Raw genomic sequence first — 16,327 nt, forward strand, 5'->3', positions numbered from 1 at the left:
TAATCACCTTTAATCATTAATGGTAAAGCAATATTTAAAAAGGCTAGTAAGTGCAAAAGCCATGTCTGGTTTATTTAAAAACAGAAGATTCATCTTTGTCTATCACGATATAAGCAATGAGAACTCAATACATCATGCAAATCAATACTCTACTACCCCTGAGCGGTTTTTTGAGCAAATTGAATTTTTAAAAAGTCAATTTGAAATTATTCCGCTTCAACAACTTGTGAATGATAATGATTTATCCAGTAATAAAAGCTACGCCTCTCTCACGTTTGATGATGGTTTTGAATCTGTTTTTAGCATTGCCAGACCAATTCTAAATGAAAGAAAAATACCTTATTCTGTTTTTGTAAATCTTTCGGCACTCGTCAATAATCAGGTTTGGGTTTCCAATATAATTATGAATGATAAAAGTTATGAGAATAAATTGAGAAAGCTGGCAGGAGTTTCTACTCCTAAAAACAGTACAATATCAGATATCATGAGTGGGGGGAATTTTACAAATGAATTTTTAACAAATTATAAAATAGATAATTCTGATACTCAGCAGCGCGTTTACATGGGGTTGGATCAACTAAAAAGATTAAAAGAAGAAGGGGTTTTGATCGGAAACCATTCAAGTGATCATTTTGTATTATCACAATGTGATGATGAAACATTGAAAAATCAAATAAAAGCCATCGATTCATTATTAGTGAATGAGCTTGGGCTTAATAAAGTTGAGTATTTTGCAATTCCTTTTGGCAAAAAAGGGCACTACAATAGTAAAGTTCTTGAGGAGATTTCAACTTTTGGGTATAAATATATTTTCAGTACCAATCCGGACCATTTCAAGATAAAAAAAACTAATCACTCCTATATGCTTTATCCAAGAATTGGAATAGGAGAAGACACTACAGACCAAATACAATTTTATATAAACAGGTCGTATTTTAGGAACTATGATCTTTAATCTATTAATATAAGCTGTTCAGGTAAATGTTGGTCATTTTTCACAAGAACATAATCACACTCATGTAATTGCCTATCTATCTTAAATTTACTCACTTTCTTAATTCCTTTAAGCTGACTTGACTCTTTAATTACCTGAAAAATATTGTACCCCAATTCTATTATAATACTAAGCAACTCACCTTGCCTTCTCACTCGATACATATTATCACTATTATACGCAGGGAGTACCTCAACAATAATAATTGGGTCAAACCTCCGAATAGCACTGATCCCCCCCTTTATTACTTCAAGTTCAGCACCTTCAACATCAATTTTCAAAAAATCAATTTTCGAAATTTCATTGGTATCACAAAAATAGTCAAGTGTGAATGTAGGAACAGGAAGAACAGTTTCCCTTTTGAAATTATCTCTAAACTGTTTTATAATAGATGCTTCATTGTCTGCATCTGAATCATTAAAAAAATGTAAGTATTCAATTCCCATTTTAGCAGAAAGCCCAAACGGAAAAACCTTGCTATTCTTTAAGCCATTGAGTCTCACCAATTTATTAACGTAAAAATTACAAAATGAATTTGGTTCAAAACCAAAATACGAACAACTGCTATTTATAGATTTTACTTTTAACAAGGTTTGGCCCAAGTTAACTCCGACATCAAAAAATGTAAAGGAAGACTTAGAATTAATTAAATAAGAAATTAAATCATAGAACCATGGTTCATGTTTATTGCTACTTGGAACGCTCGCTCCATATATTATAGGTATTTGATAATATTTTTCACCAACCTTTCTTCGAACAATTCGATTAAATCTTTTCGAAAAATACCTTAAAATTCTATCTGAATTCAATTATCTAAGATTAATTATGATAAAAATGACCAGTAATCCGTTGTGCTATTCTTTTGAGCTGATTAGGATAGGCATTTGATCGGGCAAATTCACGTCTTGCTTCTTGTCTATCTTCACTATTGTATTTTTCAATGTTGTTTACCACCTCGTCAAATCTTGCTAAAAATTCTTCATTCGTATAAGTGACTTCAATTAGCTCGTTACGATTACTATATTCATCGATATAATGAGTTACTACAACTTTACCAGTGCTCAGATATTCAAGAAGTTTGTGGGGATTAGCCATGTTGGCAATATTATCACCTACTTTATAACACATTAAAAACATGTCCATTTGGTTTATCAAGGCCGGCAAACTGCTGGCAGGCTTTTGCCCTAATAAAAAGGCGTTGTCGAATGACTGCAGTTCATTTATTTCTTCTTTGTAAATACGATCGTTACCAAGGTTTGAGCCAGCTTCATATGGCCCTATAAAATAGAAATCAAGCTCTGGATGATTTCTAACCACTTGTAGTAAGGTGGGATAATTCATGTGAGAATAGTTGAGGTTTCCAACATATCCTACTTTCTGTCTTCCCAAACCTTGAAGAGAGGACATTGAATCTATTGAGTTGAGAAAAAAATCAGCCAGTCCATGATTGATTTTATATTTGGGTTTATCTAAATGTTCAAACTTCTTAAGAATTTGGTCAGCGCTAGTAAAAATTATATCCGCATTTTCAGCTACTTCGTATTCTAGATTTGTGTAATGAACATCTACTGGATGATAAATCTTAATAGTTTTATTTCCAAACAAAGATAGATTTTGAAATATATAGGGGTCAAAACTCCAAACAATATCAGGACTTCCTATTTTTTTTAAAATTTTTCGAGCAGTTATACCATGTAGTTTATCTTTGATTTTTCGAGGAAGACGACCAACTCCCCTGAAAAAACCCGGGTAGTTGACTGAATAAAGATTAGCCTTAATTTTATTTACTTCAACATTTTTAGCCCCTCCAGGAGGGTTTAGAAAGTAGGTTTCATTACCCATTTTAGCTAAAAGCGAAGCATAATGATGTTTAGAGACAAAATTTATTCCCCAAGATTCCGGAGATAGAATTAATATTCTTTTGTCTTTAAAGTATTCCGTCATTAGACAATGCATTATAAACCTCCATAACCCTACTCATTTCCCTTTTACGGTTTGCTTTTTTTTCTATAATCCTCCTATTCTCCAGTTTTAGTGTATAATCGTTGTTCAAACATCTGGTCATAGCTTCAGCTAATTGATTGGCATCCCACGATTGTAATTTTTCAATTTTACTAAAAATATCTTCATCATATTCCAATGGCCCTAATATTAATGGTTTTTCAAATGCCATTGCCTCCATAGCTGAAACAGGACTACCATCAGAGATTGGTGTCATTACTACTAAACTAGATTTTTTATAAACTGCATATAACTGTCGTGCATTTAGTCTCGGTAAAAAAGTGTAACTAGCTTTGCTGCATTGCATTTTCTTCTCAATCAATTGAACATAGGCTTGGTCGTTAGAGTTTGAATCGATAAAAACAAAGCTATACTCATTTAATACATTTTGATTTAAAAGGTTAATAGCCTCAATAGCAAATTCATGATTGTAAAGTGGCTTCATATTGCGTGGGAAAAACACATACTGCTTATTTTTAAGCTTAGTTGGCAAATTGTCATTATTAGTGCAATCAACACTCTTTATATCGATTCCTGTTCTAATTAAATATGAATTAACCTTGCCGAATAACCTCTCAATACTTTGGAGTTGCGAAATTGAAGTTCCTGTTATTGCTTGAGCCTTAGCAAATGCCTTTTTGTAAAGAAATGAAATATATGCTCTATGGATTTTCCTATTGTTGAAAAATTCTGGTATTGCTTTTAGTATATCTGTGCCCCTACAAGAAATAACAATTTTGATTTGCGTAAAATATGCAACTAAGGACCAAAGAGCATTGGGCTCTGCATACATAATATGAAGTATATCTATATTATTCTTTTTTATGATATTCTTCAATTTGAGCATTGAATATAATGTATGCAAGGGTCTAAATATTGAAAAATCGCTTATATTTCCACAATCAGTTACATTTACTAAATCCCCATTAGTTATATGAATCGACCTTCTTACTATGAAAGCTGCTACATGATGTTCCATTACCCCTTTTATCCATTTTACATCATGAATTGAATGAGGGTCAGCAAGAAAAAGTACTTTATGGGCATTCATTTGCATAAATTAATCTGCTTCCTAGTTATCAGTTTAATTTTAAGATAATTGACACCACCTATGGAATGTATAAAGTGTCCACACTTTTCTAACATCAACTTTATCCCCATTCATAAAACTATGAATCAATTTTTCAACATGATCATAATTCATTGCTACCATGGTCTGCTTTCCTCCCATTATTACTTCCCAAACATTATCTTTAAGATCATTTTTAAGCCATTGTTCTAATGGAATTGCAAATCCCATTTTTCTACGATATAAAAGATCAGTCGGTAAATACTTTTCGGCTACCTCTTTCAAAATAGATTTTGGCTCGTTTTTGAACATTATTTGATTCTGTGGCAATTTAGCTACAAATTCTGCAAGATCTTTATCCAATAAAGGCGATCTAACTTCTAGTGATGCGTACATTGATGACCTGTCCACTTTTGTCAAATAATCATTTACAAGCCTAGTATGAAGACTGGATGATAAAATTGCTTTAAATGTATTTTGTGAGGCTTTAGAAAACTGTTCAAAAACATTTCTGTGTTCATTGTCAACAGCAGAATTAATATCATCAAGCTCTGGAAAAATATTAATTAACTCAGAATTATCAAAAGCATACCCTCTATTTAACAAACTAAAAGTTGGCTTTCTAGACAATCCAATTAATTTTTCAAATAGTTGAAATTTGTAAGTCTTAAGTAAAGAGGAGAGTATTTTGGCTATTGGGTAAACGTGTCGCAAATTACCCAGCTGGCTAAGTTTATGAACGAGATAGTATTCATAATATCCCGCAAAAATTTCATCCCCACCATCCCCACTTAGTGCTACTTTATGGTGTTGGGAGATACTTTTCGATATCATGTAAGTAGGTAGCATGGAGCTATCCGCAAAAGGTTCGCCAAATTCAGATATCAATTGATCAATTATAGTGAGATCATTAGGCTTTAAAATTATTTCGGTGTGATTTGTATTATATCTCTCAGCGACCATTTTAGAATACTTCAATTCGCTGAAGTCACTTTCTTCAAACCCAACAGAATAAGTGCTGATTTTTTGGGCGCTGTTGCTAGCCATCATCGCTACTACCAAAGAAGAGTCAACGCCTCCACTTAATAATGCAGAAACCTCTACATCTGAAACAAGTCTCTTTGTAACAGCTTTATTAAGTATACAATCTACTTTTTCAATAATTTCATTTCTTGTAATTGAACGTAGCTCGTTACTATATTGTAATTGCCAGTATTCATTTATACCAAGTTTAACCCCATCATAGGTTATGTAATGTGCTTCAGGGACTTTCTTTACTTCATTCCAAATAGTGTCTATTCTTGGAGTAGATAATTCACCAAAAAAATAGCCTAAAGCATGATGATTTATTGTTCGGTTTATTGGCAGATATTTAAACGATCTTATATCTGAACTAAATGCAAGTTGTTTTTTCAAGGAATCAAAATGATAATAGAGGGGTTTTTTACCAAACCTATCTCTTGTTAGAATTAACATGTCTTTGTCCTTGTCATAAAGGACAAAGGCAAACATCCCATCTAGCCTGCTAAGTAAATTTTTGAGGCCCCACGTTTCATAACCTTTTAAAATAACCTCGGTATCAGAAGTGCTTTTAAAAAGTTGGCCAGCATTTTCCAGCTGCTTTCTTAACTCGCGATAGTTATATATTTCACCATTAAACACTATTGAAGATTTACCCGCATCAGTGCTCATTGGTTGATGGCCTGTATCTGATAAGTCTATTATACTTAACCTATAATGGCTAAGGGAAATATATGCGTTGCCAATTATTTTCTGCCAACAATCATTATAATCAGGACCTCTGAATTGAAGAACTCTAGCGAAGGATTCAATTTTATCTTTGGAAGGAAAAAATTGACCTGAGTATGATATGCCTCCGGCAATTCCACACATTATTGCGGCAAGTTGTAGATATTAACTCCTATTGTTCTCTTTACTCGTTTAATCACTTTCGTTAAAAAAGAATTGTTTTCTTTTGGAAGAGGATTGAAACTACTCAATAGTGAAGACTTACATAGCTTTATAATTTGATAGTCCGGTTTATCATTCCAAATAGAATAAGACTGCATGTGAACTACATAAAATCCATTTTGATAGAAAATATTGCCAAGAAAATCAGAGTGTAACGGTTGATCAATTATTTGTAATTCCTCTGGTCGATTTTCAATTACCCATTGCAGATAGTACGGACAAGGTATATGAATTGCAATAAAGCCATTGTCATGAAGTACCCTGTGAAGTGCTTTAAACAAATTCATATGAGCCTCTTTTGGGATATGCTCAAGTACATCTGGGAGAACAATAACATCAAATTTTTCTGTTAGTTTTTGTTCGCTAATATCCCCAAGGAGATAAGAGATATTAGTATAATTCTTTAAAGCACTTTTGCATTTTTCAATATTCAATTCACTAATATCATTAGCCACAATCTTCCCACGAGCTGCATAATCTGCTATAAGTGATGTAACAGTACCAACTCCACAACCTATTTCTAATATGCTATGAGTCTTTTGTAACCCAAATTTTTTCAGCCACTCTAAAATTAAAAGATGCCTTTTATGTATACCTGACTTGGCCTGTTTTTCAGAAAACTTATCGTAAAATTTAGAAACTTCACTCATTTATATTTTGCAACTTTCTTCGCAATATTACTAATCTTATTAATTCTTCCGCTACACTTATCGTAACATATATGGAAATAATCATTACTAAACTCATGTTGAGATTAAGTGCTAGAATCAGCGCGACAAATAATAAAATTGAAAAAACAATCTTTATTAGAAAATTTAATTTTTGCTGCTTAAAAATAATATATGCTCCAGAAATTGAATTACTCAATAATGTTGCAGCGAACAGAATACTTAGTAATTTGATAAATTTAATTGCGCCATTCCAATCCTTTCCGAGGTAAATAGATACTACCCATTCAGATAAAACAAATATCCCCAAATACATAGTTACGGATATAATAGAAATAAGGGCTACAGAATGGTTAAATATCCTTAACCTATCAGGAGAGGTTTTAATGTCCGAAAACTTTCGGGTGATAATTGGTTGGAAAGAATTAGAAAAAAGGTTAAGTGGAATAGTCAGTAGACTAATGGCCATTGTGTAATGACCTAATTCTTCCTTAGAAAAAACAATTGCCAGAAGCCAGATAATAAACTGTTTAGAAATTCTTCTAGTCAAAATGGTGGGCATCTGATACTTTAGATAGGCACTATACTTTTTTCCTTGTATAAATAGGTTTCTTGTATTGAATAGATTAATTAAAGGGAATTTTTGTTTTCCTAAATTTCCTATTCCAAAAAACTGAACAAGGAGATTATTTATCTTCCCAATAAAATCACCGATAATCAAGCCAAATTGAGTAAGTCCTAAAAAGCCTAATACCAAACTAGTAATCTTGTTACTTATAACTTCGCTAGTGTTAACTACAATGTTCTTTTTAAATAGCTTATCCCTGATGTTCAGAAATGAATAACTCTCTGACAAGATGACGATAAGGACAAAAACAGGGACAAATATTAGGTAGTAATCTGGAAGATGTATGTCGAGGACATTATAAATGACTCCTCTTACAGCATACAAAATGATAGTCAAAAATATTGACCCAATTACACTAATCTGAATAATAAAGGAGAGCAGCCGCCTAAGATCTGAGGATTGTGCTACAACAATTTCTGAGCTCAAAGACCATGTACTTACTATACTAAAAATAATTACAATTGAGTTTATCAATGCATAGGTGCCATATTCCTCTGGGCTGTAAAATCTAGCAATTATTGGCGTTGTTATAAAGACCAATAAAGTTATCAGTACTTTTGAAAGAAGTATTAATGCCGTATTCTGAGAATATGAATTTTTTTTCAGAACCTGATTAAGTGGTAAATATTTCAGGAATTTCAAATCACACAAATTATTTCCATGATGCGATTTCCCTTTTTAATATCTGCTCGGTTTCAGAAATTATTGGTTCAAAAAACCATTGCAGCCTTTCATATAAGTGTTGCTTTAGTTCTGGTCTTTCTACTTTTTTTGTATTAACATTTCTAAGTTTTGCACCTAATTGATTCCGAACTTTTGGGCTCAACACTTTTTGAAGGGTTTTCTTTTGTATGCTTCCTTCCTTAAGGATCCAGGTTATAGGTTTATTCAACCACTCATTTCTTACGCTTTTAAGTTGATTATGCCTATTCTCTACAACCTCTTGATTCAATTCATTATCAAGCCCTAGCCACATAAATAACTCCTTCAGAACAGTCATTCTATCGTTTTCAAACTCTTCTAAAACTAAAAGTTTAACGTTTTCCTCAGGAATTACCTTGAAAAGAGAATTAATATATTTTGGGTAAATACTATTGCCTATATATACATTCTGCCTCCAATCATCAATGTCAATTTTTCCAGGTATTTTAAGCTTGTTAACTGTGGTTTCGAAATTCTCAGGAGTTTCCTTATTACGCAATTCCATAAGGAAAGAAGACCAAGCCCGTTCTATTGGGTTTCTAAGTATCAGTATTACCTTAACATTAGGGTTATGATAATATAATCTTTGGATAGCAGTTTCTGATCTTAATAGTGCTGCATGCTTTGCTAGATAGAAAGCATTCTCATTTTGATCAAAATAGTCTGCTCTTACATTATCCCACCCTTTACTATATTCCTCATTATTATAGAAGTATGTCATTTCAATCTGAGGATGAGTAATTATTTTCGAATGATGTCCTAAATAATTCTGAAAAGAAGTTGTTGCACACTTTTGAAATCCACCAATTATTATGTCTATTTTGTTGTTCAACTCCGCTGAGATTTAAATGTCAATAAAAAAAATTCTCTTTTTAACTCCATACCCATATAATAGTGCACCATCTCAGCGTTTTCGCTTTGAGCAGTATTTGGCTATACTTTCAAAAGCAGGCTGTAAATATCAGTTAAAACCCTTTTTATCGCAACTTGGATGGCAATACTTTTATAAAGGTAACTTGTTAATAGTCAGTTTGTTTCTTCTACAGGGTTTTTTGAAAAGAATATTGTCACTTTTTAGCGTCCCATTTTATGATATTGTATTTATTCACAGAGAAGTAAGCCCAATTGGTCCACCAATATTTGAATGGATAATCACTAAAATATTTAGGAAGAAAGTAATATATGATTTTGATGATGCTATTTGGATGCCTGACCCTGTTGAAAAGGGTACTTTGCTAACAAAGCTTAAATGGAAAAGTAAGGTTAGCAAGATATGTAAGTGGAGTTATAGGGTAAGTGTAGGCAATCAATTTCTTGCGAATTATGCTCTTAATTTCAATAACAATGTTGTAATTAACCCGACAACGATTGATACAGAAAATTTGCATAATCCTACTTTATTTGAATTAAACAAAGATGATAGTGCAACCGTAATAGGATGGACAGGTACTCATTCCACTTTGCACTACCTTGATTTAATAATTCCGATTATTGAGAAGCTGGAAAAAGAATTTAATATTACTTTTCTTGTAATTGCAAATAAAAATCCTGAATATAATCTTAAGTCATTTCAATTTGCACCTTGGGATAAGGAAACAGAAATTAAGGATTTAATGAAAATTGATATTGGTATTATGCCATTATCAGATGACAGTTGGAGCCAAGGAAAATGTGGCTTTAAATTGTTACAGTACATGGCGCTAGAAAAACCGGTCCTTGCTTCACCGATAGGTGTTAACAATCAAATAATTCAAAATGAAGTTAATGGATATTTGTGTTCAGCAATTCAGGAATGGGATGAAAAATTAAGTAATCTCATAAAGAATCTAAATACCAGATCTTTAATGGGTAAGGCCGGCAGAGGAAAAGTGATAAATAGTTACTCAGTTTCTTCTAACAAATCGAATTTTCTCTCTCTATTTGAGTTGTAATACAGCAAGATTAACGCACTCAGAAAATAAGGCATTAAAGGTATTTTATACCTCATCAAAGTTCCAAAATTAAAGGTTGATACACCAACAGCAAATGCAAAAACTATCGAAAAGACAAGACAAAAAATTACTATTGGAATTGGCATCGGCTTAAATACACCCACTACACGTGTTCTAATCAGAACAATTATTGTCAAAATTAATACTGCTAAGGATTCCAAGGCCGCTAATAGCATCAATGGATTACTCACTTCCCATAAATAAGGGCGGAATAAGGATACATTAATGGCATCTGGCATTAATTTTAACATACTGTAAAATGTTCCATCTAATTCTCCTAATGTATACCCCGATCCCTCCCCATATCTAGCGCCCCAGCCATATCTTATATCGTAGGCGGTAATTTGAACTGTCTCTGCAAGATTTTCTATAGCATACCTTGGATCATTTTCTCCAACTTTATCTATAGCTAGATATGCAAATAGGATAGCTATAATTGAAATTAATGGGGCAATTAAAACTTTTAAAACTGTATTTTTAATAGAAGTCAAATTACTTACATATAACCACATAATCAGTGCTGGGGCAAAACATAGCAAAATGTATTTTTTAATAGAAAATAATGTCCACAAGAAGAGCAGAAAGATGAATAAATAAAACATATTAAATTTTCTCTTATTAAAGATTTGATCAAAGGTATATGTACTCCAACCAAGTGCCGCTAACGTGAGCGTATCTTTTAAGATACCAGAACCCCAAAAAAATACAGATGGCACAAATAAAATTGAATATGCCAGTTGTTTATTTAAGTTTTTAAATCTTTGATAAAAAACCGTATACATCGCCCAAGCTCCACTAAAACTTATGCAAGCAAACATTGTGGCGGTGGCTGAATAGGTTCTAAATGTAATTAAGTCAAAAATAGCTGCCACTCTCACTACGAAATAAGATGACAAATCACCATAAAACCACATCTGTTTAGTATAAGGATATAACTCAGGCTTCAATTCCTTTCCTGCAAACAGTAATTTAAAACCATTAGTAGGGTTGTCCATAAATGCCTGCCATATCACAGCGCTTCCACGGGTGTGATATGTAAAAGTATCCCCCCCGCCATAATAAAACTGATAAATAAACCCAACTGCCAAAGCCCCAATGATTCTTACTGTTAATGCAGGAATAAAATACCTTCTTGTATTTTCATCAGTAAATCTTGGTCTGACCCAATAGGCTACCCCATAGATTATAAAAAGCCAAATTGGAGTTACTATGAAGTCTCTTAATTCCATCTAAAAATCCTTCATATGTTCCCTTGCCAGCTCATGGACTTTGTCCTTGCGCTTAGCGGTTTTCTTAACTTTTTTATAATACTCTTTGGCCTGCTTTTCATTGCCTTCATTCCTGTAAATATCGCCTAAGGACAGTAAAGAGTAGTGATAATACCCCGTATCGGTAGCCTCTATATCCTCGCTAAACTCTATGGCTCTTTTATAATAAACTTTTGCCTTCTCGTATTCCTTAGAGGTCTCAGCTATTTGCCCAAGAAAAAATGCTGCATACCTTCCACTTGTACCTTCATAGCCTAACATACCACTATCAATTTTGGTCAATATACTTTCTGCCACCGGTTTGGTACTGCTAAACCTTCCCGAAGTATACAATAATCGGGCATAATATCTATGAAAATAAGGGTTGTCAGGATATGTTTCATGAAGATATTCACTGATCTGCAAAGCACGTGGTTTGTCATTTTCCAAACCTCCAAGAATACGCATCAAGAAAACCATGGCTTCGGTACGGGTATAAAAGGCATTGTAAGACACCTCCTTTAACTGCTTTATTCCTAACTCTTTGTCGCCTTTAGGAAAAAAGGTCAAAAGTGGCTTTAATAATGGATAATTTTCAGGAACCCAAACTCTGAAATAATTATAAAGTGCATCACCAAATAGCAGTTCCGGACTTAGATCATGATACCCCTGGCTCTCTTGCATATAGTTTAAAGCATTCTTACCAGCAAATGCCGACTTAGTCCAATTTTTCCTTTCCTCGCTGGAGTGCAGCCTGCCAATAAAACCATAAGCCGCTGCTAAAAAGAAGGAGGCCTCCACTTCATGCTTAGGTATTTCACGCAGCCGCTCCGATATTAGGATAACGGTATCCATATAAGCCAGGAATTTATCATCATGTGCCTTGTTGCTCACGTTAGGCATAATCTTCCACCACTCGCTAAGGCCTAATAAAAAATAAGGCAGGGGGTGCCAGCCATATTTCTTTTTGAAGTATTTAAATTCTTGCTCGGCCTTCTTGAATTTGAAATTGTACATATCATTCATGGCCTGATTGATATCAATCTGCAACTGCATATCTGCAATTAGAATAATCTGCTCGCTCTTATTGATACTATCTAGCTCAACAGCACTTGCTTTAAAGGCACTTAGGATTACAATACTTGTGATTAACAATTTTCTCATACTACACAGAAATTCATTTCAGCTATTGAATTTCAAATTTCATTCCATAATCAGGTAACCGGCATCTTACTAACGTAAATGGCACCTAAAGTTATAGGTTAATTGTCTAATTTTCAGCCATGAATCAAGAAGTCAAAGATAAAGGTATTTATGACACCAATACCTGGGCATTTTTTTTAATGCTTTGCCTTGCCACCTTAACATTGTTGGTGGTGAAGAAAACATTTGTCGAAAATGAGACTACCGCTTTTGAAATACTTGATCAAAGGGGGGAAATGGGCATGTTTCATGCTATAAACGCCTTGCAGTACCTTACCATACCCGTTGTTTACCTCTTCAAATTCACCATTATTAGTTTCACCATCTGGATGGGCTGCTTTATGTTTGGTTATAGAATTACCTATGCCCAAACCTGGAAGGTGGTCATGATTTCTGAAGCCATATTCCTCATCCCTGAGTTTCTAAAAATATGCTGGTTTTTATTCGTTTTTGGAGATTATAACATTTTTGACATTCGGGCTTTTTATCCATTCTCACTAATTAACTTTTTTGATACTGAAACATTACCTGCCAGGGCTTTTTATCCATTAAAAGCGCTAAATATTTTTGAAGTTGCCTATTGGTTTATACTGGTCTATGGAATACATACTGTAGCTCAAAAAAAGAAAAATATTGCCTACGCCATTGTTTTTAGCTCCTATGTTTTATTCTTTCTTTTATGGCTGGGTTTCTATGCCATGATATATAAATAATGCTCAGCATCTTCCGTTAGTAAAGCTAAGTATGGTTAATTGTTGATAGTTCGTTAATTTCGCCATTTAAAATTTAAAAAATCGATTGAATGAATTTTAATAAAATCAATAATATAGGAGGCTGGATAGTATTTGGCATAAGCGCATTGGTTTATCTGATTACCGCTGAGGAGACAGCCAGCTACTGGGACTGTGGTGAATTTATTGCCGTTTCATATAAATTGATGGTGCCACACCCTCCAGGTGCACCTTTCTTTCTTTTATTAGGACGTATATTTTCATTCTTCGCATTTGGAGATGTTACTCAGGTAGCTTACTGGATCAATATGATCAGTGTACTTTCAAGTGCCTTTACCATTCTGTTCCTTTTCTGGACCATTTCAATGCTTTCCAGAAAGCTTTTGAAAGTTGGTAATGTTGAAGAAATGGACCTTGGTCAAACTATTATGATATTAGGCGCTTCGGCTGTTGGAGCATTGGCCTATACTTTCTCAGACTCATTTTGGTTTTCTGCTGTAGAAGCTGAAGTTTATGCATTGTCATCATTCTTTACGGCATTTGTGGTTTGGGCCATTTTGAAATGGGAATTGATGGAAGATGAAAGCAGGGCCAACCGTTGGTTGATTCTTATTGCCTATATGATGGGACTTTCAATTGGTGTTCACCTTTTGAACCTTGTAACCATACCTGCATTAGGCCTTATCTATTATTTCAAAAAGTATAAAGAACCAACCACATGGGGCATTGTAGCTGCAATGGCCGTTAGTGGATTCATTGTAATATTAATCAATAACATTATCATTCCGGGCTTACCATCATTGGCCGGAAGTTTTGAAATCTATTTTGTAAACAGCCTAGGTTTGCCATTTGGTTCGGGCGCTATTTTCATTGGTTCTCTAATCATAGGAGCTTTGATCTGGGGAATTATCTACTCCATCAAAAAAGAGAAAGTTATTCTTAATACCTGCCTTACAGGTTTAGCTTTTATCCTGATTGGCTATTCCTCTTATGCCCTAGTTGTAATCAGATCTAATTACAATACACCTATTAACGAAAACGCCCCTTCTGATGTGATGTCTTTTGTGAAGTACCTTAAAAGGGAGCAGTATGGAAGTAGGCCGCTACTACATGGACAGTACTTCACTGCTCAACCTGTTGATGTTAAAGAAGGTGCAGCTTCTTATGTGAAAGGAAAAGATGAATACGAAATTCAGGAAAGATCAAGAAGCTATGTCTACGATCCATCCCAAACTACTATACTGCCTAGAATGTACAGCAATGCCCCTCAGCACGTCCAGCGTTATAAGGAAGTGACAGGACTTCGAGATGGTGAAAAACCTAGTTTTGGTGACAATATCATGTTCATGTTTAAACACCAGATGGGGTGGATGTACATGCGTTACTTCCTGTGGAATTTTGCAGGCCGGGAAAGTGATATTCAGGATGCTGACTGGCTGAGTCCATTAGGCGCCATGGAAAAAGTACCATCCAAACTGGCAAACAATCCTGGAAGGAATAACTTCTTTATGATCCCACTGATATTAGGTATTGTAGGTATGTTCTTTCAATACTCTAAAAGTAAAAGGGAATTTGCAGTAGTTGCCATGTTGTTTTTCTTGACAGGATTAGCACTAATTCTATACCTGAATTCACCTCCTATTGAGCCACGGGAAAGGGATTATATCTATGTGGGTTCTTATTATGCATTTGCCATCTGGATAGGGTTTGCAGTATTGGGCTTAGGAGAATTAATTGGCAGGTTTGGCTCCAAAAAAATGGGGGCAATTATAGCTACAGTCATCTGCTTAATTGCACCGGCCATTATGGCTCAACAGGGTTGGGACGATCATAACAGAAGTAATAGGTTTTTCTCTGTTGATTCCGCTAAAAACTTCCTTGCTTCTTTAGCACCAAATGCAATTTTATATACTGGTGGAGATAATGACACTTTTCCACTTTGGTATGCACAAGATGTAGAAGGTTTTAAAACTGACGCAAGAGTCACTGTTTTAAGTTATTATAATACTGATTGGTACATTGGCCAAATGATGCGTCAGGTATATGAATCAGAGCCATTCCCATTTACTTTGACACTGGACAATTACAAACAGGGCGGCCTTAATGATTATCTGTACTTCGAAGATTTAGGAGTTAAAGTTTTAGACGTTAATCAATTTCTGAATTTGCTTAAGAATAATGATAAGCGACTTAAGTTATACCCAAATAGTAATGTCGTTCCAAGTAAAACTTTTTCAATTAAAGTAGATAAAGAGCATGTAAGAAGCCTTGGTATTATTCCCGATGGAATGGACAGTCTGTTAGTTGATAATATGGTTTTCAGTCTTAAAAAAGGCAAAGGCGGTATAGAGAAGAAAGATTTGGCCATATTGGATAATATTGCCACTGCAAATTGGGAAAGACCAATTTATCTCAACAACACATCCATGCAGCAGATCAATTTTGATCTTAGCCAGTATGCTATTCAGGAGGGTAATGCCTTTAGAATATTACCTATCAAAAACCCAAATCCTGAAGAGGATTTTGTGGATACTGATATCATGTATGATAATATGATGAACAATTTCTTCTATCGTGAGTTGGATAATCCTAATGTGTACTACTCTGAAGATTACAGGAACTTTGTTCTTAATCACAGAAGCAGTTTTAACACTTTAGCTCAGGCGTTGATAGATGAAGGTGATAAGGAAAGAGCCAGAAAGGCTTTACTATTTAGCTTGGAGAGAATGCCAGACACTTCTATCAATTATGACTATACGACCGCCAGAACTGTAGCACTACTATATATGGTTGATGCCGGTGATAAAGCCAAGGAAGTTGCGCAGACCCTGGGTGATCGTTCAGTGGAAATGCTTGAATACCTTATAAAGTCTGGAAATGGCAGCATGGGGTATGAGATTCAGGTAAACCTTGTAATACTTGCTGAACTTCAGAGAACACTTTACAGAAATGGTGAAGACGAGCTGGCCAAAAAATACGAAGACGCTTATGATGCTGGCGTTGGAAAGATTCAGCTGAACAGAGGTAATTTCTAAAGAAGATTAGTAATAAAATTGACTATTGTATATTCAACTCCTCTGTGTTTCTCCGTGAACTCTGTGGTAAATTAAAACCGCGGAGCT

General features: G+C 34.4%; 13 protein-coding genes. 4 read left to right on the forward strand and 9 right to left on the reverse strand.

What is annotated here, in order from left to right; all coding sequences use genetic code 11:
• Positions 1 to 19: 19 nt before the first annotated feature.
• Entirely contained in the window at positions 20 to 955 is a 936-nt protein-coding gene (locus RIB54_RS20175; RefSeq protein WP_350102683.1) for a polysaccharide deacetylase family protein, read from the forward strand.
• Here the strand turns inward: RIB54_RS20175 and RIB54_RS20180 are convergent.
• Genes RIB54_RS20180 through RIB54_RS20210 form a run of 7 tightly spaced genes read right to left on the reverse strand, consistent with a single transcriptional unit; the run spans position 952 to position 8,865 of the window.
• On the reverse strand, positions 952 to 1,803 hold the full coding sequence (locus tag RIB54_RS20180; RefSeq protein ID WP_350102685.1) for an FkbM family methyltransferase: 852 nt from the start codon (positions 1,801 to 1,803) through the stop codon (positions 952 to 954). The genes RIB54_RS20175 and RIB54_RS20180 overlap by 4 nt on opposite strands.
• Before the next feature lie 10 nt (positions 1,804 to 1,813).
• Positions 1,814 to 2,938: a glycosyltransferase family protein gene (locus RIB54_RS20185; RefSeq protein ID WP_350102687.1), complete on the reverse strand. Its 1,125-nt coding sequence runs from the start codon at positions 2,936 to 2,938 to the stop codon at positions 1,814 to 1,816.
• Entirely contained in the window at positions 2,922 to 4,046 is a 1,125-nt protein-coding gene (locus RIB54_RS20190) for a glycosyltransferase (RefSeq protein ID WP_350102688.1), read from the reverse strand. The genes RIB54_RS20185 and RIB54_RS20190 overlap by 17 nt, the downstream gene beginning before the upstream one ends.
• A gap of 39 nt (positions 4,047 to 4,085) precedes the next feature.
• On the reverse strand, positions 4,086 to 5,957 hold the full coding sequence (asnB, locus tag RIB54_RS20195; RefSeq protein ID WP_350102690.1) for an asparagine synthase (glutamine-hydrolyzing): 1,872 nt from the start codon (positions 5,955 to 5,957) through the stop codon (positions 4,086 to 4,088).
• Positions 5,957 to 6,685, reverse strand: coding sequence for a class I SAM-dependent methyltransferase (locus tag RIB54_RS20200; RefSeq protein ID WP_350102692.1), 729 nt, complete (start codon positions 6,683 to 6,685; stop codon positions 5,957 to 5,959). Before RIB54_RS20200 ends, asnB begins: the two co-directional genes overlap by 1 nt.
• Entirely contained in the window at positions 6,678 to 7,973 is a 1,296-nt protein-coding gene (locus tag RIB54_RS20205) for a lipopolysaccharide biosynthesis protein (RefSeq protein ID WP_350102693.1), read from the reverse strand. The genes RIB54_RS20200 and RIB54_RS20205 overlap by 8 nt, the downstream gene beginning before the upstream one ends.
• Positions 7,974 to 7,983: 10 nt before the next feature.
• Positions 7,984 to 8,865: a sulfotransferase domain-containing protein gene (locus RIB54_RS20210; RefSeq protein ID WP_350102695.1), complete on the reverse strand. Its 882-nt coding sequence runs from the start codon at positions 8,863 to 8,865 to the stop codon at positions 7,984 to 7,986.
• A 16-nt stretch (positions 8,866 to 8,881) separates the two neighbouring features.
• Here RIB54_RS20210 and RIB54_RS20215 point away from each other — a divergent pair, with 16 nt between their 5' ends.
• The gene (locus tag RIB54_RS20215) at positions 8,882 to 9,964 is read left to right on the forward strand and encodes a glycosyltransferase (protein WP_350102696.1); all 1,083 of its coding nucleotides are present in this window, start codon (positions 8,882 to 8,884) and stop codon (positions 9,962 to 9,964) included.
• Here the strand turns inward: RIB54_RS20215 and RIB54_RS20220 are convergent.
• Both RIB54_RS20220 and RIB54_RS20225 read right to left on the reverse strand, forming a co-directional pair.
• The gene (locus RIB54_RS20220) at positions 9,913 to 11,253 is read right to left on the reverse strand and encodes a hypothetical protein (RefSeq protein WP_350102697.1); all 1,341 of its coding nucleotides are present in this window, start codon (positions 11,251 to 11,253) and stop codon (positions 9,913 to 9,915) included. The two genes, RIB54_RS20215 and RIB54_RS20220, sit on opposite strands and share 52 nt — an antisense overlap.
• The gene (locus RIB54_RS20225; protein WP_350102699.1) at positions 11,254 to 12,435 is read right to left on the reverse strand and encodes a tetratricopeptide repeat protein; all 1,182 of its coding nucleotides are present in this window, start codon (positions 12,433 to 12,435) and stop codon (positions 11,254 to 11,256) included.
• Positions 12,436 to 12,554: 119 nt separating this feature from the next.
• Between RIB54_RS20225 and RIB54_RS20230 the strand changes: the two genes are divergently transcribed.
• Both RIB54_RS20230 and RIB54_RS20235 read left to right on the forward strand, forming a co-directional pair.
• On the forward strand, positions 12,555 to 13,187 hold the full coding sequence (locus RIB54_RS20230; RefSeq protein ID WP_350102700.1) for a hypothetical protein: 633 nt from the start codon (positions 12,555 to 12,557) through the stop codon (positions 13,185 to 13,187).
• Between the two features lie 89 nt (positions 13,188 to 13,276).
• Entirely contained in the window at positions 13,277 to 16,240 is a 2,964-nt protein-coding gene (locus RIB54_RS20235; RefSeq protein WP_350102701.1) for a glycosyltransferase family 117 protein, read from the forward strand.
• Positions 16,241 to 16,327 lie beyond the last annotated feature (87 nt).

Source organism: Fulvivirga sp. (assembly GCF_040218215.1).
In the GTDB taxonomy this organism is placed as follows: Bacteria; Bacteroidota; Bacteroidia; order Cytophagales; family Cyclobacteriaceae; genus Fulvivirga.